The organism is Geodermatophilus saharensis (assembly GCF_900188205.1).
GTDB classification, from domain to species: domain Bacteria; phylum Actinomycetota; class Actinomycetes; order Mycobacteriales; family Geodermatophilaceae; genus Geodermatophilus; species Geodermatophilus saharensis.
In genome coordinates this window covers 1-20,076 of sequence record NZ_FZOH01000015.1, presented here as the reverse complement: position 1 = coordinate 20,076, position 20,076 = coordinate 1, and the positions used below count along the sequence as shown (strand labels likewise).

Below are 20,076 nucleotides of genomic sequence, written 5' to 3'. Positions count from 1 at the left end.
GGCGCTCCGTCTGCCCGTCACGGGGACGTACGCACGCCGGGGCCCTCCGGTTCAGCCGGCGACGGCGCCGGCCGTCCTCACCGCACGACGGTGATCGGCTCGATCCCCTCGTCCTCGGGCAGCGTGAAGCCCCACACCTGCGCGTAGAAGGACAGCTCGCCGTCGAGCGCGGCGCGGATGTTCTCCGCCCGCCGGAAGCCGTGCTGCTCGCCCGGGAACAGCAGGTAGGCGTGCGGGACGCCCTTCTCCCGCAGCGCGGCGACGATCGCCTCGGCCTGGTCGGGCGGCACGACCTCGTCCTCCTCGCCCTGGAACACCGCCAGCGGGGTGTCGAGCGCGTCGACGTGGTTGATCGGCGAGCGCGCCGCGTAGACGTCGGCGCCCTCCGGCCACGGCGCCACCAGGCCGTCGAGGTAGCGGGACTCGAACTTGTGCGTCTCGGCGGCCAGCGCGCCGAGGTCGGCGACGCCGAAGTGGCTGGCGCCGGCGGTGAAGACGCCCGGGCGCATGGTGAGCGCGGCCAGCGTCGTGTAGCCACCGGCCGACCCGCCCCGGATCGCCGTGCGCGCGGGGTCGACCCGGCCGGCGTCGGCGAGGAACCGGGCGCAGGCGACGACGTCGTCGAGGTCGACCTCGCCCCAGCGGCCGCGCAGCGCGTCGCGGTAGCGGCGGCCGTAGCCGACCGAGCCCCGGTAGTCGACGTCGGCGACGCAGAAGCCCCGCGTCGTCCAGTACTGCACCTCCAGGTCGAGCACCGGCCGCGCCGCCGCCGTGGGCCCGCCGTGCACGACCACCAGCAGCGGCGGGCGCTCGCCCTCCGGCGCGGTCACCGAGGGGTTCGCCGGCGGGTAGACCAGGGCGTGGGCGACCCCGATCCCGGTGCCGCGGTCCTCCGTCGGGAAGGTCACGTGCTCGGGCACCGAGAACCAGGCGGGGTCCAGGCCGAGGTCGCGGGCCGGGCGCAGCACCTCGGGCGCACCACCGTCGTCACCGCCGTCGACGTCGACGCGCACCACCACCGGCTCGGTGGACGGGCTCGCCGCCACGCAGACCACCGCCGTCCCCTGGGCGCGGAGGTACCGGAAGGTGCGGTACGGGACGTCGAGCCGCTGCAGTTCCCCGTCGGCGGAGAGCACGCCCAGCACGTCGCCGCCCTCCTCGCCCACCGCCACGACGAGCCGCCCGTCGGCGAGCACGGCGTAGCGGCTGGAGGCGAACTGCCACTGCGGGCCGCCGATGTCGCGGCCGACGTCGAGCACCGTCTCGACGGCGCCACCGGGCCGCCACCGGTACAGCGACCAGCAGTCGCTGCGGTCGCAGAGGAACAGCAGGCCGCCGTCGGGCCCCCACACCGGCTGCACGACGCTCTCGCCGGGACCGCCGGCGACGACCGTCTCCGCGCCGTCGGCGGCGCGGACCACCAGCCGGGCGGCGTCCCACGGCATGTCCGGGTGGTCCCACTGCAGCCAGGCCAGCTGCCCGTCCGGGCCGGGACGGGGGTCGGAGACGAAGTCCGGCCCGCTGACCAGCACCTCCGCCGTGCCGTCGGCCGCCAGCCGCACCACCTCGTTGACGACGTCGGCCGCGGCGCCGCTCGCCGCGTGCGTCTCGCGGACCGCCAGCAGCCCGCCGTCGCCGGTGGGCGCGAGGTCGGCGTACCGGACCCCGGCGGGCAGCTCCGGCGCCGGGGTGACGGCGACCGGGTCGGCGGCTCCCGGGTCGAGGCGGTACAGCCGCTGGTCGTCGAAGTGCGTGAACCACAGCGTGCCCCCGGCGACCGCCCAGGCGCCGCCGCCGTACTCGTGCACCCGGGTGCGGGCGTTCCACGGCTGCGGCAGCACGTCGGCGACCGCGCCGTCGGCCGAGCGGCGCACCAGGGCCGACCGGCCGCCCTCCCCGGGCCGTGACTCCGACCACCACACGTCCCCGCCGCCGACGGCGACCTCGCCCAGCCGGGCGGCGGCGCGCACGACGAGTGCCGAGGTGACCGGGGTGGGCCAGCTGCCGTACGGGACGGGCGGAGGAGTCGGCATGGACCGACCGTAGGGGCAGGACACGAGCTCGCGCCTGCCTGGGAGCGACCTGGACGGCGGCTACCGTTCGACGCATGCCTGCCCGCACCACGCCCTCGCGCCGGCCGTCCGGCTCGGCTCCGAAGGGGAGGTCCGGGTCCACGGCGGCGGGCAAGCGGCCGCCCGCGCGCAACGGCAACCGCAAGCCCCCCGCCCGCCGGCCCGCGCAGAGCCCCGGCGCCGCCGCCGGCGTCTGGCGCGCGGCCGCCGGCGCCTGGAGCCTGCTCGCCCGCGGCGCCGGCGGCCTGGCCCGCTCGGTCGCCCGCCCGGAGGAGGCCGAGCCGCTCGCCCCCGAGCACCGCCGCGACGGCGCGGGCCTGGCCGTCCTCGGCCTCGCCGTCGTCCTGGGCGCGGCCGCCTGGTTCGACGGCATCGGCCCGGTGGGCGCCGGCCTGGCCGACGCCGTCCGCTGGGTCGTCGGCTCCCTGGTGGTCGTGCTCCCGGCGCTGCTGTTCCTCGCCGCCCTGCGGCTGCTGCGCCGCGCCCCGCGCCCGGAGGCCCGCGGCCGGCTGGCCATCGGCTGGCTGTGCGCCACGCTGGCGGTGCTGGGCATCGCCTCCGTCGTCGGCACGCCGGCCGATCCCGTCGCCGGCCGGCCCGGCACCGGTGGCCTGGTCGGCTGGGCGGTCGGCACCCCGCTGACGGCGGGCCTCGGTCCCGTCGTCGCGGTCGTGCTGCTGTCGCTGCTGGCGGTGTTCGCGCTGCTGGTCCTCACCGCCACGCCGCTGCACCAGGTGCCCGAGCGGCTGCGGGCCTTCGTCGACCGGACCACCGGCCGCTCCGGCGAGGAGTGGGACGACGACGGGTACGACGACGACCACGACGAGGAGCCCGAGGAGGCTCCGCGGCCGCGCCGCTCGAAGCGCGCCGCGCTCGCCGAGGTCCTCTCCGAGGACGGCCCCGACCTCACCACCACCGGGCCGATCGACCACGGGGCCTACGCCGAGGCGCCGCTGGCCGTGCGCACCGTCCCCGCCGAGGAGCCCCCGGCGCCGCGGCCCCCGGTGGTCGACCGCACGGCCGCGCCCGAGCCGGTGGAGCCGGTCGAGGAGCCGCAGCAGCTCGTCATCGAGCCGGTCGAGGGCGAGTACCGGCTCCCGGCGACCAGCCTGCTGCGCCCCGGCACGCCGCCGCGGGCCCGCTCGAAGGCCAACGACGACGCCATCGAGGCGATCCGCGGCGTGCTCGAGCAGTTCAACATCGACGCCGACGTCACCGACATGACCCGCGGCCCGACGGTCACCCGCTACGAGGTCACCCTCGGTCCCGCGGTCAAGGTCGAGAAGATCACCGCGCTGACCCGCAACATCGCCTACGCCGTCGCCAACGACAACATCCGCATCCTCGCGCCGATCCCCGGCAAGTCGGCGGTGGGCATCGAGGTGCCCAACACCGACCGCGAGACGGTCAGCCTCGGCGACGTCATGCGCTCGCCGGCGGCCAAGCAGGACCAGCACCCGATGCTGGTCGGGCTGGGCAAGGACATCGAGGGTCAGTTCGTGCTGGCCAACCTGGCGAAGATGCCGCACCTGCTCGTCGCCGGTGCCACCGGCGCCGGCAAGTCCTCGTGCATCAACTCGCTGCTGACCTCGCTGCTGCTGCGGGCCACGCCCGACCAGCTGCGCATGATCCTCATCGACCCGAAGATGGTCGAGCTCACGCCCTACGACGGCATCCCGCACCTGATCACGCCGATCATCACCGACCCGAAGAAGGCCGCGACCGCGCTGGCCTGGCTGGTCGAGGAGATGGAGCAGCGCTACCAGGACATGCGGGCCACCGGGGTGCGGCACATCGACGACTTCAACCGCAAGGTCGAGCGCGGCGAGATCACCGCCCCGCCCGGCAGCGAGCGCGTCTACCGGCCCTACCCCTACATCCTCACGATCGTCGACGAGCTCGCCGACCTGATGATGGTCGCCCCGCGCGACGTCGAGGACTCGATCGTGCGGATCACCCAGAAGGCGCGCGCCGCCGGCATCCACCTGGTGCTCGCGACCCAGCGCCCGTCGGTCGACGTCGTCACCGGCCTGATCAAGGCCAACGTGCCCTCCCGGCTGGCGTTCTCCACCTCCAGCCTGACCGACAGCCGGGTCATCCTCGACCAGCCCGGCGCCGAGAAGCTCATCGGCATGGGCGACGCGCTGTTCATGCCGATCGGCGCCGGCAAGCCGCAGCGGGTGCAGGGCGCCTACGTCTCCGACGGCGAGATCGAGGCCGTCGTCGAGTTCACCAAGCGGCAGGCCGAGCCGGAGTACCGCGAGGAGGTCTTCAGCGCCGCGCAGGGCGAGAAGAAGGAGATCGACGAGGACATCGGCGGGGACCTGGACCTGCTGTGCCAGGCCGTCGAGCTCGTGGTCACCAGCCAGTTCGGCTCGACGTCGATGCTGCAGCGCAAGCTGCGGGTCGGCTTCGCCAAGGCCGGCCGGCTCATGGACCTCATGGAGACCCGCGGCGTCGTCGGCCCCTCCGAGGGGTCCAAGGCCCGCGACGTGCTGATCAAGCCCGACGAGCTGGAGTCGGTGCTGTTCACCATCCGTGGCGGCACGCTGCCCGCCGGCGAGGACTGACCCCCGCGGGGAGCATCACCCCGCTCCGGCCGGGGTCGGTCGCCACCAGCACCTACGATGGACCGGTGACCGCTGCGCCCAGCCCCGACCGGACCGTGGCGCTGGTGACCCTCGGCTGCGCCCGCAACGAGGTCGACTCCGAGGAGCTGGCCGGCCGGCTGGCCGCCGGCGGCTACCGGCTCGTCGACGACGCCGAGGGCGCCGACGCGGTGCTGGTGAACACCTGCGGGTTCATCGAGTCGGCGAAGAAGGACTCGGTCGACGCCATCCTCGCCGCCACCGACAGCGGCGCCCGCGTCGTCGCCGTCGGCTGCATGGCCGAGCGCTACGGCGCCGAGCTCGCCGGCGCGCTGCCCGAGGCCACCGTCCTCGGCTTCGACGACTACACCGCCATCGGCGACCGGCTCGACGACGTCCTCACCGGGCGGCCGCTCGTGCCGCACTCCCCGCGCGACCGGCGCACGCTGCTGCCGATCAGCCCGGTGGCCCGCACCGCCGCCACGGCCGCCCCCGAGGCGCCGGTCATCCCGGGCCACGGCTGGGTGCAGCGGCGCCGGCTGGCGGCCGGCCCCACCGCGGCGCTCAAGCTCGCCTCGGGCTGCGACCGCCGCTGCGCGTTCTGCGCCATCCCGACCTTCCGCGGCTCCTTCGTCTCCCGCCCGCCGGCCGAGGTGCTCACCGAGGCGCGCTGGCTGGCCGGTCAGGGCGTCACCGAGCTGGTGCTGGTCAGCGAGAACTCCACCTCCTACGGCAAGGACCTCGGCGACCTGCGCTCGCTGGAGCGGCTGCTGCCGGAGCTGGCCGCCGTCGAGGGGATCGCCCGCGTGCGGGTGGCCTACCTGCAGCCGGCCGAGCTGCGGCCGGGCCTGCTGGAGGTCATCGCCGCCACCGACGGCGTCGCGCCCTACTTCGACCTGTCCTTCCAGCACTCCTCGCCCGGCCTGCTGCGCCGGATGCGCCGTTTCGGCGGCACCGACGACTTCCTCGCGCTCGTCGAGCGGGCCCGGTCCCTCGCCCCGGAGGCCGGCTTCCGCACCAACGTCATCCTCGGCTTCCCCGGGGAGACCGAGGACGACGTCGCCGAGCTCGAGCGGTTCCTCACCGGGGCGCGGCTGGACGCCGTCGGGGTGTTCGGCTACTCCGACGAGGAGGGCACCGAGGCGATCGGCCTGGACGGCAAGCTCGACCGGGCGGAGATCGACGCCCGCGTCCGCCGGATCACCGACCTGGTCGAGGAGCTGACCGCCCAGCGCGCCGAGGACCGCGTCGGCACCCGCGTCGAGGTGCTGCTCACCGAGGACCTGTCGGACGAGCAGGGGCCGGGCTGCTGGGCCGGGCACGCCGCCCACCAGGACCCCGACGCCGACGGCACCACCACGGTCACCGGCGTCCCCGCCGACGCGCGGGCCGGGCAGCTGCTCGGGGCCGAGGTGGTCGGCACCGAGGGCGTCGACCTCGTCGCCGCCGCGCTCGCCCCGGTCCCGGCCGCGTGAGGTCGCGGTGAGCGCGGTCGTCCCCGACCCGGCGGCGACCCCGCCGCAGTCGGCCCGGCTGGTCAACCTGCCCAACGCGCTGACCGTGCTGCGGCTCGCCCTGGTCCCGGTGTTCGCCGTGCTGCTGCTCTCCGACGGCGGCATGGACGACACCCGCCGGGTCTGGGCGACGGTGTTCTTCGGCGCGGCGATCATCACCGACCGCTACGACGGGCTCATCGCCCGCCGCACCGGGCAGGTCACCGAGTTCGGCAAGCTCGCCGACCCGATCGCCGACAAGGCGCTCACCGGCACCGCGCTCATCGGGCTGTCGGTGCTCGCCCTGCTGCCGTGGTGGGTGACGCTGGCCATCCTCGTCCGCGAGCTCGGCGTGACGCTGCTGCGGTTCTGGGTGATCCGGCACGGCGTCATCGCGGCCAGCCGCGGCGGCAAGGCCAAGACCGTGGTGCAGGCGCTGGCCATCGGCCTCTACATCCTGCCGCTGACCGGGCTGCTGGCCACCGCCCGCTGGTGGGTCATGGCCGCGGCCCTCGTGCTCACCCTCGCCACCGGCCTGGACTACGTCTGGCGGGCGCTCGCCCTGCGCCGGACCAGCGCCCGGGCGATCCGGGCGGCCGCCGCCCGGCGGGCCGCCGGGCCGGCCGGCTCGCGCACCGACACCGCCGCCTGAAGAAGGACCTCCTCGCCCCCCACGCCTCGCTCCGCTCGGCGCGGGCCCCTGCGAGGAGCCCGTTCCAGCACGTCACCTGGTCGGCGCGGGCGGGGAACGCGCAGGCCCGGCGCGGTGTTACGCCGTGAGCGGACGCGGGCCCGCCGGCCCGGTGCCGGACAGGGGGCCCGCGTACCGTGGGCGCACGGCACCCCGGTGCCGCCGCTCTTCACTCCGCCAGACAGGAGACGGCCATGACGTTGCTGCGCACCCAGCTCGGGCAGACCCTCCGTGGTCACCGGCTGCGCCAGCGGCGGACGCTGCGCGACGTCTCCGGTGCCGCCCGGGTCAGTCTCGGGTACCTCTCCGAGGTCGAGCGGGGGCAGAAGGAGGCCTCCTCCGAGCTGCTCGCCTCGATCTGTGACGCCCTCGACGTGGAGCTCGCCGACCTGCTCGCCGAGGTGAGCACCGAGCTGCGCGCCCCGGGCAGCCGCGTCCGTCCGCTGGCGCCTGCCGCCGCCCCGGCCGCCGAGGCGGCTCCTGCCGAGCAGGAGCCGGCCGAGGCGGCGCCGGTCCCGGCCGCCGAGCCGGAGCCCGCCCTCGCCCTGGTCGGCGCCACGCGGGCGGCCCACCGCGCCGGTGGCGCCGTCGCACTCGCCGCCTGACCCGCGTGCCCGGCCCACGTCCGGGCCGGGCTCGTGGGAGGGTGGTCGGCGACCGCCCGGGCCCGGGCGGTCGGCCGCTGGGGGCCACCACGGGAGGTCGCGGTGCGATACCTCTTCCGTCCACCGGGGACCGACGGCGCGGAGCTGCTGACGCTGCCGTGGCACCAACCGCTCGAGGAGTGGGACCCCGACCTGCTGCTCGAGGTGCCGCAGCGCGGCATCTCCCGGCACGTCGTCCGCTTCGTCGCCGCGCAGGGCAAGGTCTTCGCGCTCAAGGAGATCGGCGAGCACCTCGCCCGGCACGAGTACGACCTGCTCGGTGACTTCGAGGAGGAGGGCCTGCCGTCGGTCTCGGTCCTCGGCATCTGCGTCGACCGCCCGGACGGGCAGGACGCCATCCTCGTCACCCGCTACCTCGAGTACTCGATGTCCTACCGGTACCTCTTCTCCCGGCCCAGCGCCCGGCAGTCGGTGGACCAGCTGATGGACACCCTCGCGGTGCTGCTCGTGCGGCTGCACCTCGCCGGGATCTTCTGGGGCGACTGCTCGCTGTCGAACACCCTCTTCCGGCTCGACGCCGGCGCGCTGGCGGCCTACCTGGTCGACGCCGAGACCGCCGAGCGCCACCCCTCGCTCACCCGCGGCCAGCGCCACTACGACCTCGACCTGGCCCGCGAGCGGGTCGGCGCCGAGCTGCTGGACCTGCAGTACGGGGAGCTGCTGCCCGACGGCGTCGACCCGATCGAGGTGGCCGACAGCCTCCCCGTGCGCTACGCGTCGCTGTGGGACGAGGTCACCCACGAGGAGGTCTTCCGCGCCGACGAGCAGCGCTACCGGGTGGCCGAGCGCCTCCAGCGCCTCAACGACCTCGGCTTCGACGTCGGCGAGGTCGAGCTGGTGACCTCCGACGAGGGCGCCCGCCTGCGGGTCGAGACCCGCGTGTCCGCTCCCGGCCAGCACCGCCGGGAGCTGTTCCGGCTCACCGGCCTGGAGGTCCAGGAGAACCAGGCGCGGCGGCTGCTCAACGACCTGCGCTCCTTCCGCGCCTACCTCGAGCAGAAGGCGGGCGGACCGGTGTCGGAGACGGTCGCCGGGGCGCGCTGGCTCGCCGAGGTCTACCAGCCCGTCGTCGACGCCATCCCGCCGGAGCTCGCCGGGCGCCTGGAGCCGGCCGAGGTCTTCCACGAGGTGCTCGAGCACCGCTGGTTCCTCTCGGAGCAGGCCGGCCGCGACGTCGGCACGACCGAGGCCGCGCGGTCCTACGTGCGCACCGTCCTGCCCTCGATGCCGCCCGAGCTCACGACACCCTCGGTGATCGTCACCCGCCCCTGAGCGGAGTGCCGCGCCGCACCCGCTGGTCACGACGGTGACACGGCCGGGTTGCGCACGAATGTGGCCTGGGCCACGGTAACGACGACGCGGTGATCGTCGGTGTTCGCCGAGACGGAGGCGGTGCGTCTTGTCCAGCTCAGCAGTCGGAGTCGTGAAGCCCGGAGGCGGGCGAACCCCCCGGAGCCGGCGCGGACGGCCACGGCGGGTGCTGGGGAGCGCGGCCGCTGCCGCGGTCGTCGCGTCGACGCTGGCCGCGTGCGGCGGCGGGGAGGGCGGCAGCACCCCCACCTTGACCTGGTACATCAACCCCGACTCGGGCGGCCAGGCGACCATCGCCGAGCGCTGTTCGGAGCAGTCGAACGGGGCCTACCGGATCGAGGTGGCCCAGCTCCCGCGTGACTCGCCCGCCCAGCGCGAGCAGCTCATCCGCCGACTCGCGGCCAACGACGAGTCGATCGACCTCATGAGCCTCGACGTGGTCTTCCCGCCGGAGTTCGCGCAGGCGGGGTTCCTCGCTCCCGTGCCGGAGGACGTCGCGCAGGAGGTCAGCGAGGGGGTGTTCGAGGGTGCGTTGGACTCCGCCACGTGGAACGACGAGCTCGTCGCGGTCCCCTTCTGGTCCAACACCCAGCTCCTCTGGTACCGGAAGTCGGTCGCGGACGCGGCGGGGCTCGACATGAGCCAGCCGGTCACCTGGGACCAGCTGATCGAGGCCGCCGAGGGCCAGGACAAGCTGCTCAGCGCCCAGGGCAGGCGCTCGGAGTCCTTGATGGTGTGGTTCAACGCGCTCCTCGAGTCCGCCGGTGGCCAGTACATCGTGGAGAGCGGGGAGAGCCCCGAAGACATCGAGTTCGGGCTCGCCACCCCCGAGGCGGACCGCGCCTCCGAGGTGATGGCCGCCGTCGCCAACTCCTCCGCGGTCGGCGCCGGCTTCACCACGGCCAGCGAGGACACCAGCGCGAGCGAGTTCGAGAGCGACGACGCCGGCTTCATGGTGAACTGGCCGTTCGTCTACGCGCAGGCGCAGAGCAAGGTCGAGGCCGGCACCCTGGACGCGTCGGTGCCCGAGGACTACGGCTGGGCGCTCTACCCCGCTGTCGACGAGGGCACCCCGAGCGCACCTCCCCTCGGCGGGATCGACATCGCCGTGTCGGCGTTCAGCCGGAACGTCGACCTCGCCTACGAGGCGGTGACCTGCATCGTGCAGGACGACAACCAGGCCGAGTACATGGTCACGAACGGCAACCCGGCGTCGTCGGTCGCCGTGTACGACGACCCGGAGGTGCAGGAGGCCTACCCGATGGCCGACACCATCCGCGAGTCCCTGGAGCTGGCGGCCTCCCGCCCGCTGACGGCCTACTACAGCGAGGTCCTCGGGTGCTTCCTGCGGGAGTTCCACCCGCCGGGCTCGGTCAACGACCAAACCGGTGAGCGCACGGAGACGCTCACCCGGGCCGTCCTGTCAGGAGAGCAGCTGCTATGACACAGACGACGCTCCCACCCACGGAGAAGACCCAGCCGGTCTCCGCGCCGCGCGGGTCGATCAGCGACCGGTCCCGGGCCGAGCGCAAGCTCGGCTGGCTGCTCGCCGGGCCGGCCTTCGTGGTCATGCTGCTCGTGACCGCCTACCCCATCGTGCAGGCGGTCTACTACTCGCTGTTCAACTACCGGCTGACCGACCCGGACAACCGGTCCTTCGAGGGCCTCGGCAACTACTGGGTGATCCTCACCGACGGCGTGTGGTGGCAGGCCATCCTCGTCACCGTGATCATCACGGTGGTCACGGTGGCCGTCGAGCTGGTCCTCGGGTTCGCCCTGGCGCTGGTCATGGCCAAGGCGCTCTCGTCGATCCGCCCGGTCGTCCGGGCCGCCATCCTGATCCCCTACGCGGTGATCACGGTCGTGTCGGCCTTCGCCTGGCAGTTCGCCTTCCGGATCGACACCGGCTTCGTGAACAGCTGGTTCGCCTGGCTGCCAGGCGTCAGCGACACCACCGACTGGTTCGGTGGTCAGGCATCCTCGCTCTTCGTGATCTGCCTGGCCGAGATCTGGAAGACGACCCCGTTCATCTCGTTGCTGCTCCTGGCCGGCCTGGCACAGGTCCCTGACGTGCTGCAGGAGGCGGCGAAGGTCGACGGCGCCACCTGGTGGCAGCGGATGTGGCGGGTCACCATCCCCAACATGAAGGCCGCCATCATGGTGGCGCTGCTGTTCCGCACCCTCGACGCGTTCCGGATCTTCGACAGCATCTTCATCATGACCGCAGGCGCGAACAACACCGAGTCGGTCTCGTTCCTCGCCTACCGGCAGACGATCTCCCGGGTGGAGATCGGCCTCGGCTCGGCCGTCTCCGTGTTGCTCTTCCTGTCGGTGGTGCTCATCGCGTTCCTGTTCATCAAGGGGTTCAAGGTCGACCTGGCCCAGGCACGAGGGGAGCGGTGATGTCGACCAAGGAGAAGACCTGGTGGTGGGTCGGCGGGGTCCTGATCATCCTGTACTGCCTGTTCCCGATCGCCTGGATCGTCTCGCTGTCCTTCAAGACCACGGCGGACCTCGCGAACAAGTCGTTCCTGCCGTCGGCCTGGACGTGGGAGAACTACTCGACCATCCTGACCGGCACGGCCAGTGACCTGTTCCTGCCGGCACTGCGCAACAGCTTCGGCATCTGCCTGATCGCCACCGCGATCTCCTGCCTCCTGTCGATGTTCGCCGCGTACGCCATCGCCCGGCTGGACTTCCCCGGGAAGAAACTGATCCTGGGCACCGCGCTGGGAGTGGCGATCTTCCCGGTCATCTCGATCGTCACGCCGCTGTTCAACCTGTGGCGGCAGATCGGGCTGTACGACACCTGGCCAGGGCTGATCATCCCGTACCTGTCCCTCACCCTGCCGATCTCCATCTGGACCATGTCCGCGTTCTTCCGCGAGATCCCCTGGGAGATGGAGCAGGCGGCTCAGGTCGACGGCGCGACGACGTGGCAGGCCTTCCGCAAGGTGATCGTCCCGCTGGCGGCGCCCGGCGTCTTCACCACGGCGATCATCGCGTTTTTCATCGCCTGGAACGACTTCGCCTACGGCATCTCGCTGACCTCGACCAGTGCGGCACGTCCGGTCCCGGCTGCGCTCGGTCTCTTCTCCGGGGCCTCCCAGTTCCAGGACCCGACCGGGGCCATCGCCGCCGCAGCGGTGATCGTGACCATCCCCGTCGTCGTCCTGGTCCTGCTGTTCCAGCGGCGCATCGTCGCCGGTCTCACCAACGGCGCGGTCAAGGGCTGACCCGGCCGTGCCCACCATCCCGCCGACCCACCGAGGGGACGAGATCTGATGGCCTCCATCGAGATGAAGCACATCGTCAAGCAGTACGGGGACGGCTATCCGGCCGTGAACGACGTGAGCCTCGACATCGCCGACGGTGAGTTCATGATCCTGGTCGGCCCGTCCGGCTGCGGGAAGTCCACCCTGCTGCGGATGATCGTCGGTCTCGAGGACATCACCAGCGGCGACATGATCATCGGAGGCAAGCGGGTCAACGACCTGGCGCCCCGCGAGCGCAACCTGTCGATGGTGTTCCAGAACTACGCCCTGTACCCGCACATGACGGTGTTCGAGAACATCGCCTTCCCGCTTCGGCTGTCCAAGACCCCCGACGACGAGGTGCGCCGCCGCGTCAACGAGGCATCCGACGTCCTCGAGCTCAAGGAGCACCTCGAGCGCAAGCCGGCCAACCTCTCCGGTGGCCAGCGGCAGCGCGTCGCCATGGGTCGCGCGATCGTGCGCCAGGCCGAGGCGTTCCTCTTCGACGAGCCGCTGTCGAACCTCGACGCCAAGCTGCGTGGCCAGATGCGCACGGAGATCAGCCGGCTGCAGCGCCGGCTGGGCATCACCACGGTGTACGTCACCCACGACCAGACCGAGGCGATGACCCTCGGCGACCGGGTCTGCGTGCTGCGCAAGGGCAAGATCCAGCAGGTCGCCTCGCCGCGGGAGCTCTACGAGCAGCCGGTGAACCTCTTCGTCGCCGGGTTCATCGGCTCGCCGCCGATGAACTTCCTGCCGGCGACGCTGGAGGGCAACCGTCTGCAGACACCGTTCGGCCCGATCGCCCTCGACGAGCGGCAGGTGGCCGCGGTGCAGGGGCGGGACCTGCTGCTGGTCGGGATCCGGCCGGAGTACTTCGAGGACGCCAGCCTCGTCGACGAGGCGAAGCGGCCCTACGGCTCGGTCTTCCGCGCGCGGGTCGACGTCACCGAGTGGCTGGGCGACTCCCAGTACGCCTACATCCCCTACGAGGCGCCGGAGGCGATCACCGCGCAGCTGCGCGACCTGTCCCGCGAGCTGGACTCCGAGGAGCTGCGCACCCAGGCCATCGTGTCCATCGACTCGACCAGCCGGATCCGCGAGGGCCGCGAGGCGGACTTCTGGCTCGACAGCCGCAAGGTGCACGTCTTCGACCCGCAGACGGGCGAGAACCTCACCCGTGACGCGGAGGCCGGCGCCCGGCTGACGCAAATGGCCTCCGAGGACCGGGTCGAGCAGGTGCAGCACGCCCAGGCCACCGGGCAGACCGTCGGCGGTCAGAGCAGCGGGGGGTCGGGGGCGTCCGGGGCGCACCGGGCCGGCGCCGCCTGAGCGACGGGCGGGACCACCGCCGTCCGTGGTGGCGGACGGCGGTGGTCTACGAGGTCTACCTGCGCAGCTTCGCCGACGGCACCGGCGACGGTCTGGGCGACGTGCCCGGGTTGCGCAGCCGGCTGGCGTACCTGGCCGACCTGGGCGTCGACGCGCTGTGGGTGACCCCCTGGTACCCCTCGCCCATGGCCGACGGCGGCTACGACGTCAGCGAGTACCGCGACGTCGACCCGCGGTTCGGCACGCTCGACGACGTCGACGCGCTGCTCGCCGACGCGCACGCCCTGGGGCTGCGGCTCGTCGTCGACCTGGTCGCCAACCACACCTCGTCGGAGCACCCGTGGTTCCGGGCCGCGCTGGCGGCCGCCCCGGGCTCCCGGGAGCGGACGCGCTACTTCTTCCGCGACGGCCGCGCCGGCGGCGAGGAGCCACCCAACGACTGGATCAGCGCGTTCGGCGGGCCCGCCTGGACCCGGGTGCGCGAGCTCGACGGCCGGCCGGGGCAGTGGTACCTGCACCTGTTCGCGCCCGAGCAGCCCGACCTGGACTGGGACAGCCCGGACGTGCAGGAGGAGTTCGACGGGATCGTGCGCTTCTGGCTCGACCGCGGGGTGGACGGCATCCGCGTCGACGCCGCCCCGGCCATGGCCAAGGTGCCCGACCTGCCCGACGCCGGACACCCGCCGGACGCGACGTTCGCCAGCAGCGAGTGGGTGGACAACCCGCACTGGGACGTCGACGCGGTGCACGAGGTCTTCCGGCGGTGGCGCCGCATCGGCGACACCTACGACGGTGAGCGGCTGTTCGTCTCCGAGGCCGTGGTCAACGGGCCCGAGCGGCTGGCCCGCTACGTGCGCCCGGACGAGCTGCACACGACGTTCAACTTCGACTACCTGAAGGCGCCCTGGGACGCACGGGCGCTGCGCGCGGTCGTCGAGGGCACCCTGGCCGCGCTGGCCCCGGTGGGTGCACCGGCCACCTGGGTGCTGTCCAGCCACGACGAGACCCGGCACGTCACCCGCTTCGGCCGGGCCGACAGCGGCGCCGCGGTCATGGGCTTCGACGCCGCCGCGCCGGCCGACCTCGCTCTCGGGCTGCGGCGAGCACGCGCCGCCGCCCTGCTGACCCTGGCGCTGCCGGGCGGGGCCTACCTGTACCAGGGGGAGGAGCTGGGGCTGCCCGAGGTGGAGGACCTGCCCGAGGAGGCGCTGCAGGACCCGACGTGGGAGCGGTCGGGGCACACCGCCCGCGGCCGGGACGGCTGCCGGGTGCCGCTGCCGTGGTCGGGGGACCGCCCGCCGTTCGGGTTCGCCCCCGACGGGGTGAGCCCCTGGCTGCCGCAGCCGGCGTCGTGGCGGTCGCTGACCGCGCAGGCGCAGCGCGACGACCCGTCCTCGACGCTGTCGCTGTACCGGGACGCCCTGCGGCTGCGCCGGCAGCTGCTCGGCGAGGAACCGCTGACCTGGCTGGACCTCGGCGAGGACGTGCTGGCCTTCGACCGCGGGTCGGCGCTGCGCTGCGTGGTCAACCTGTCCGCGCGGCCGGTCCCGCTGACGGGCCTGGGTACGGTGCTGCTCACCAGCGGGGGGGCCGCCGCGGACCTGCCGCCGGACACCGCCGCCTGGCTGGCGCCCTAACCGGCCCCGGCGACGCGCTGCTCCCGGGCGGCGGCCAGCTCCGCGGCCGTCGGCGGGTCGGCGCCCACCCGGGTGCAGTTGAGGGCGGCGACGAGCGCGGCGTCGTCGACCACGGCCAGCAGGTCGTCGTCGGAGAGGCCCTCGAGCTCGCCGCGGCCGGTCACGCCGGCACCGAGCAGCCCGGCGAACAGGCCGGCGGCCAGCGAGTCGCCGGCGCCCACGGTGTCGACCACGGTGACCGGCGGCGGGGAGCGGTGCAGCAGCGGGCGCCCGGGCCGGGCGATCCGCAGCGGCGCGCCGCCGTCGGTGAGCAGCACCAGCGCCGGGCCGCGCGCCGCCCACCGCTGCGCGGCGTCGTCGAGGTCGTGGGTGTCCGGCTCGAGCCAGGCCAGGTCCTCGGCGCTCACCTTGACCACGTCGGCGACGGCGACCAGCCGGTCCAGCCGCGCCCGGACCGCGTCGCGGTCGTTGCCCAGCGCCGCCCCCACCGGGCCGCCGGCCAGCATCGGGCGCACGTTGGGGTCGACGCTGACCAGGCCGCTCCCCGCCAGGCGCTCGGCCAGCCGGGCGATCGCCTCGCAGCCCGGCGGCGTCCACGAGGAGATCGAGCCGACGTGCAGCACCGCCGTCCCCTCCGGCAGGACGGCGGCAAGCTCCTCGTCGGTCCACTGCCAGTCGGCCGCGCCGAGCACGTGGAAGCCGTAGTCCGGCGACCCGTCGGGCCCCAGCCCCACGACGGCCAGGCTGACCGGCTCCGACGCCGCCACCATCCCGGCGACGTCGACGCCCGACAGCTCGGCGTGCCGGCGCAGCGCGGGCGCCATCGGCCCGGTGCCCAGGCGGGCCAGCAGCGCCACCCGGGTGCCCAGCCGGCCCGCGGCGACGGCGACGTTGAGCGCGTTGCCGCCGGGGCGGGCCACGTAGTGCGGCGCGGTGCCCTCGGGGCCGGCGTCGGCGCCGGGGACCGGCAGCAGGTCGACGACGAGCTCGCCCAGCACGGTGAGGGTGGGCGTGACGGGGGCGTCGCGGTCCATCGCCCGACCATAGGGCCCGGCCGCCGCCGGCACCCGGGGATCCCCGGAGCGGTGGACGGGGGAGGTCCCTGCTGGGCCGGGTGCGGCTTCTCCTGGGACGATGACGGGGAGGACCGCCGCGGACCGCGGCGGTCCACAGCAGCCACGAGGCGGCGCCGGACCGCGCCGGACCAGGAGGAGCCCGACATGCCCAACCCGCTCGTCAAGCTGTGGCGGTACCTGACGGCGTCGGCCAACGCGCAGATCGACCAGCGCGCCGACCCGAAGATCCAGATCGCCCAGGCGATCGAGGCCGAGCAGCAGCGGCACCAGGCGCTGGCCAACCAGGCCGCCGCCGTCCTGGGCAACCAGCGCCAGCTGGAGATGCGGCTCAACCGCCAGCTCGGCGAGGTCGAGAAGCTGCAGGCCTCGGCCCGCCAGGCGCTGGTGCTCGCCGACCAGTCCCGCGCCAAGGGGGACGCGGCCAAGGCCGCCGAGTACGAGAACGCCGCGCAGGCCTTCGCCACCCAGCTGGTCGCCGCCGAGCAGGCGATGGAGGACCTCAAGCGCAGCCACGACGAGGCGCTGCAGGCCGCCGAGCAGGCACGTGGCGCGGTCGAGCAGAGCCGGATGCGGCTGCAGACGACGCTGGCCGAGCGCACCAAGCTGATGAGCCAGCTCGAGCAGGCGAGGATGCAGGAGCACGTGGCCGCCTCCATGCGGCAGGTCAACGAGCTCTCCGCGCCGGGGAACACGCCGAGCCTGGCCGAGGTGCGCGACAAGATCGAGGCCCGCTACGCCAACGCGCTCGGCCAGGCCGAGCTGGCGCAGACCTCCGTCGAGGGCCGCATGCTCGAGGTGCAGAAGGCCACCCTCGACGTCGCCGGCGCCTCCCGGCTGGAGCAGATCCGGGCCGGCATGGGCGGTGGCGGCACCGGCCCGCAGGCGGTCGAGGGCGGCACGGGTGCGGCCGGGGCGATCGGCCCGGGGTCGCCGGCACCGTCGTTCGAGAAGACCGAGCAGCCGGCGCAGCGCCCCGAGAACGCCTGAACGAGAGCCCCTGTCCCCGTCGGGGGCAGGGGCTCCGTCGTCAGTGGGCGGTGGCGAAGGGCGGCGGGTGGTCGGCCTCGCCGGTGCGGGCCGCCGGGTCGACCGGGGCGTCGGTGGCCTGGCAGGTGGGGCACCAGTAGGTGATCCGCTCCTGCAGGTCCGGGCCCTGGTCACCGCGCAGGATCGGGGTGCCGCAGCGGTAGCAGGGCTTGTCCTTGCGGCCGTAGACCCAGTGGTCACGGCCGCGGCGCAGGTCACCGGTGGTGCTCTGCTCCGGGCGGTCGCGGTTGGCCAGCATCAGCCCGCGGGTGCGCTCCACCAGCGCCGGGAGGTCCTCGACGTCGGCCACCCGCATCCACGGGTGCACCCCGCAGACGAACAGGCCCTCGACCTTGTAGAGGTTCCCCGGCCCGCACAGGTTGCGCTGGTCGAGGATCGCGACGCCGATCTGCTCGTCGGGGTGCGACCGCAGCCGGCGCAACGCCTCGTCGAGGTCCCAGTCGGGACCCAGGACGTCGGGGCCGAGGTGGCCGACGACGGAGTCCTCGTGCGCGGTCCGGACCAGCGTGACGTCGTGCAGCCGATAGCCGACGCAGTCCCACCGGTCGGTGGCGAGGATGGCCCGGATCGAGAAGGCCGGCCCGCCGCGCCAGCGGGCGCCCTTGGCGTAGATGTGCCAGCTGCCGTCCATCCGGTAGTGGGTGCGCAGCGTCCAGCCGTCGCTGAACCGGGTGAGCATGTGCTTGCCGCGGGGCACCACCTCGCTGACGGTGCGGCCCGTCAGGTCGGTCGCGGCCAGCTGCGGCACCCGCAGCTCGCCGCGGCGCAGCGTCTGGCCGGCCAGCGCGGTGTTCATCCGCTTGGCCGCCAGCCAGACGGTGTCTCCCTCGGGCACGTCCTCCAGTGTCCCTGGTGACCAGGCCGTCGGCCCCCCCTGCAGGGCCCGCCGCGAGCGTGCGAGCGGTGGGGAGCAGGGGGCCCTTCGAATGCTCGCAGGCGAGGGAGGTCACTCCGGGCCCGGGAAGGGCCGCGGCCGCCGCGGCGCTCCAGGATCCGTGCAGCGACGTCCCGACCCGGCCAGCACCACGCCCGCGCACCTGACCTCCGCCGGGGAGCCGGTGACGGTGACCGTCGCCCGCGACGTGCGGCCCGACCAGCGGGAGGCGTTCGAGCGCTGGGCCGACGAGGTCCTGGGGCTGGCGGCCGGCTTCCCGGGGAACCTGGGCGCCAGCATGCTGCGCCCGGGTCCCGGCTCGACGCGCTACCACCTCGTCTACCGCTTCGCCGACGGGGAGTCGCTGGCCCGCTGGGAGCGCTCATCGGTCCGGCAGACCGCCCTCACCCGGGTCGAGCACCTCTCCGACGGCGCCGACTACGCCCGCGTCGCCGGGCTGGACAGCTTCTTCACCGCGTTGACCCCGCCGCGGCCGGGCCCGCGCTGGCGGCTCACGGTGCTCACCATCGCCGCCGTCTTCGCCATCACGCTCGGTTTCTCGCTGCTGGTGGCCCCGCACGTCGCCTCGTGGCCGCTGCCGCTGCGGCTGCTGCTGTCGGCGACGGTCGTCGTCGTGCTGCTCGGTCAGGTGCTCATGCCGCGGCTGACCCGCTGGTTCGGCCCCTGGCTGCGCGGCGGCCGCTGACCGTCACACCCCCGGCGTAGACCGGGGCCGTGCAGCAGATCTCCGTGCAGCGGATCTCCGTGCAGCAGATCCCCGTGCGGGGCCCGTTCGACCTGGCCCAGAGCACCCGCTTCCTCGAGGGCTTCGCGCCGGCCCGCCACCGCGGCGCGCCCGACGGCGTGCTGCGCCTCGCCTGCTGGGCCGAGGGCTCGGACACCGCGGCCGGCATCGCGGTGTCCCAGGACGCCGGCGGCGCGGTCCACGTCCGGGCGGACGCCGACCCGCCCCGGCTGGCCGAGCAGGTCGCCCGCGTCCTGGGCCTCGACGTCGACGGCGCGGGGTTCCCCGCCGTGGCCGCCGCCGACCCGGTGCTCGCGCCGCTGGCGGCCGCCCGGCCCGGCTTCCGCCCCGTCTCGTTCTGGTCCCCGTACGAGGCCGCCTGCTGGGCGGTGCTCTCGCAGCGCACCAGCACCGCCGCGGCCGCGGGCACGAAGGCGCGCATCGCCGGGCGCTGGGGGACCCGCCACGAGGTGGACGGCGTCGCGGTGACGGCGTTCCCCACCCCGGCGCGGTTGATGGCCGTGGCCGACGAGCTGCCGGTGCCGGCGGTCAAGCGGCAGCGGCTGCGCGGGCTGGCCGGGGCCGCGCTCGACGGGCGGCTCGACGGCGGCCGGCTGCGCGACCTGCCGGTGGAGCAGGCGCTGGCGCAGGTCCGGGAGCTGCCCGGCATCGGCCCGTTCTCCGCCGAGCTGGTGGTGGTGCGGGGCGCCGGCGCGCCGGACGTCTTCCCGTCCGCCGAGCCGCGGCTGCACGAGGAGATGGCCGCCCGCTACGGGCTCGAGGACCCCTCGGCGGCGGAGCTGGCGGGCATCGCCGAGCGGTGGCGTCCCTACCGCAGCTGGGCGGCGGTCCTGCTGCGCGCCGCCCACGAGCAGCGCGCTGGGTGACGGACTGGAACGGCCACCCTCCAGGGGCCCGTGCCGAGCGTGCGAGGCGTGGGGAGGAGGGTGGTCCTTCGACTAGTTGTCGTGACCGGACAGGTTGTTCACGCGGCCAGTCGGCTGATCGGTGGGTGGCCTCCGAGGGCGGAGTGGCTGCGGGCAGTGTTGTAGTGCCTCAGCCAGGCGTCCAGGGCGGTGGTGCGCTGGTCGTTGCTGGTCCAGCCGGTGGCGTAGGCCCACTCGGTGCGCAGGGTGCGGTTGAACCGTTCGGCCTTGCCGTTGGTCCACGGGCGGCCGGGCTGGATGAACCGCCGAACGATGCCCAGCTCGGTGCAGGCGGTGATCCAGGCGTTGCCGCGGCGGTAGCTCATGGCGTTGTCGGTGAGCACCCGCTCGATGGTGACCCC

The 20,076-nt window shown here is 74.3% G+C and carries 17 protein-coding genes; 13 read left to right on the top strand and 4 right to left on the bottom strand.

Annotated elements, in window-relative coordinates; genetic code table 11:
- Positions 1-77: 77 nt before the first annotated feature.
- Positions 78-2,033 carry an alpha/beta hydrolase family protein gene (locus CHC04_RS23215; protein WP_089406336.1) on the bottom strand — a complete coding sequence of 652 codons (1,956 nt, stop codon included), beginning with the start codon at positions 2,031-2,033 and terminating at the stop codon, positions 78-80.
- Positions 2,034-2,107: 74 nt separating this feature from the next.
- Between CHC04_RS23215 and CHC04_RS23210 the strand changes: the two genes are divergently transcribed.
- The 10 genes from CHC04_RS23210 to CHC04_RS23165 all read left to right on the top strand — a co-directional run bounded on the left by CHC04_RS23210 (position 2,108) and on the right by CHC04_RS23165 (position 15,046).
- Positions 2,108-4,642, top strand: a complete 2,535-nt coding sequence (locus tag CHC04_RS23210) for a DNA translocase FtsK (protein ID WP_089406335.1) — start codon at positions 2,108-2,110, stop codon at positions 4,640-4,642.
- Positions 4,643-4,707: 65 nt separating this feature from the next.
- The gene (locus tag CHC04_RS23205) at positions 4,708-6,135 is read left to right on the top strand and encodes a MiaB/RimO family radical SAM methylthiotransferase (RefSeq protein WP_089406334.1); all 1,428 of its coding nucleotides are present in this window, start codon (positions 4,708-4,710) and stop codon (positions 6,133-6,135) included.
- Between the two features lie 7 nt (positions 6,136-6,142).
- On the top strand, positions 6,143-6,805 hold the full coding sequence (gene pgsA, locus CHC04_RS23200) for a CDP-diacylglycerol--glycerol-3-phosphate 3-phosphatidyltransferase (RefSeq protein ID WP_089406333.1): 663 nt from the start codon (positions 6,143-6,145) through the stop codon (positions 6,803-6,805).
- 233 nt (positions 6,806-7,038) lie between these two features.
- Positions 7,039-7,449, top strand: coding sequence for a helix-turn-helix domain-containing protein (locus tag CHC04_RS23195; protein WP_089406332.1), 411 nt, complete (start codon positions 7,039-7,041; stop codon positions 7,447-7,449).
- A 102-nt stretch (positions 7,450-7,551) separates the two neighbouring features.
- Positions 7,552-8,781: a DUF4032 domain-containing protein gene (locus CHC04_RS23190; RefSeq protein WP_089406331.1), complete on the top strand. Its 1,230-nt coding sequence runs from the start codon at positions 7,552-7,554 to the stop codon at positions 8,779-8,781.
- A 205-nt stretch (positions 8,782-8,986) separates the two neighbouring features.
- Entirely contained in the window at positions 8,987-10,264 is a 1,278-nt protein-coding gene (locus tag CHC04_RS23185) for an extracellular solute-binding protein (protein WP_245817699.1), read from the top strand.
- Entirely contained in the window at positions 10,261-11,223 is a 963-nt protein-coding gene (locus tag CHC04_RS23180; protein WP_089406329.1) for a carbohydrate ABC transporter permease, read from the top strand. The genes CHC04_RS23185 and CHC04_RS23180 overlap by 4 nt, the downstream gene beginning before the upstream one ends.
- The gene (locus CHC04_RS23175) at positions 11,223-12,056 is read left to right on the top strand and encodes a carbohydrate ABC transporter permease (RefSeq protein ID WP_089406347.1); all 834 of its coding nucleotides are present in this window, start codon (positions 11,223-11,225) and stop codon (positions 12,054-12,056) included. The genes CHC04_RS23180 and CHC04_RS23175 overlap by 1 nt, the downstream gene beginning before the upstream one ends.
- A 48-nt stretch (positions 12,057-12,104) precedes the next feature.
- Complete coding sequence (locus CHC04_RS23170; RefSeq protein WP_089406328.1) at positions 12,105-13,409, top strand: ABC transporter ATP-binding protein; 1,305 nt, start codon at positions 12,105-12,107, stop codon at positions 13,407-13,409.
- A gap of 41 nt (positions 13,410-13,450) precedes the next feature.
- Positions 13,451-15,046, top strand: coding sequence for a glycoside hydrolase family 13 protein (locus CHC04_RS23165; RefSeq protein WP_245817697.1), 1,596 nt, complete (start codon positions 13,451-13,453; stop codon positions 15,044-15,046).
- On the opposite strand, the gene CHC04_RS23160 is transcribed toward CHC04_RS23165, so the two are convergent.
- Positions 15,043-16,080, bottom strand: a complete 1,038-nt coding sequence (locus tag CHC04_RS23160; RefSeq protein ID WP_089406326.1) for a PfkB family carbohydrate kinase — start codon at positions 16,078-16,080, stop codon at positions 15,043-15,045. The two genes, CHC04_RS23165 and CHC04_RS23160, sit on opposite strands and share 4 nt — an antisense overlap.
- Positions 16,081-16,266: 186 nt before the next feature.
- Here CHC04_RS23160 and CHC04_RS23155 point away from each other — a divergent pair, with 186 nt between their 5' ends.
- Complete coding sequence (locus CHC04_RS23155) at positions 16,267-17,109, top strand: PspA/IM30 family protein (protein ID WP_089406325.1); 843 nt, start codon at positions 16,267-16,269, stop codon at positions 17,107-17,109.
- A 40-nt stretch (positions 17,110-17,149) separates the two neighbouring features.
- On the opposite strand, the gene CHC04_RS23150 is transcribed toward CHC04_RS23155, so the two are convergent.
- Positions 17,150-18,004 carry a DNA-formamidopyrimidine glycosylase family protein gene (locus CHC04_RS23150; RefSeq protein ID WP_089406324.1) on the bottom strand — a complete coding sequence of 285 codons (855 nt, stop codon included), beginning with the start codon at positions 18,002-18,004 and terminating at the stop codon, positions 17,150-17,152.
- A gap of 160 nt (positions 18,005-18,164) precedes the next feature.
- On the opposite strand from CHC04_RS23150, the gene CHC04_RS23145 reads away from it, so the two are divergent.
- Both CHC04_RS23145 and CHC04_RS23140 read left to right on the top strand, forming a co-directional pair.
- Positions 18,165-18,749 (top strand): antibiotic biosynthesis monooxygenase, encoded by a 585-nt coding sequence (locus tag CHC04_RS23145; protein WP_245817695.1) that lies wholly within the window; start codon positions 18,165-18,167, stop codon positions 18,747-18,749.
- A 29-nt stretch (positions 18,750-18,778) separates the two neighbouring features.
- Positions 18,779-19,675: a DNA-3-methyladenine glycosylase family protein gene (locus CHC04_RS23140; RefSeq protein ID WP_217897519.1), complete on the top strand. Its 897-nt coding sequence runs from the start codon at positions 18,779-18,781 to the stop codon at positions 19,673-19,675.
- A 98-nt stretch (positions 19,676-19,773) separates the two neighbouring features.
- On the opposite strand, the gene CHC04_RS23135 is transcribed toward CHC04_RS23140, so the two are convergent.
- Positions 19,774-20,076, bottom strand: a 303-nt coding sequence (locus CHC04_RS23135) for an integrase core domain-containing protein (protein WP_141233902.1), incomplete at its 5' end; no start/stop codon positions are given.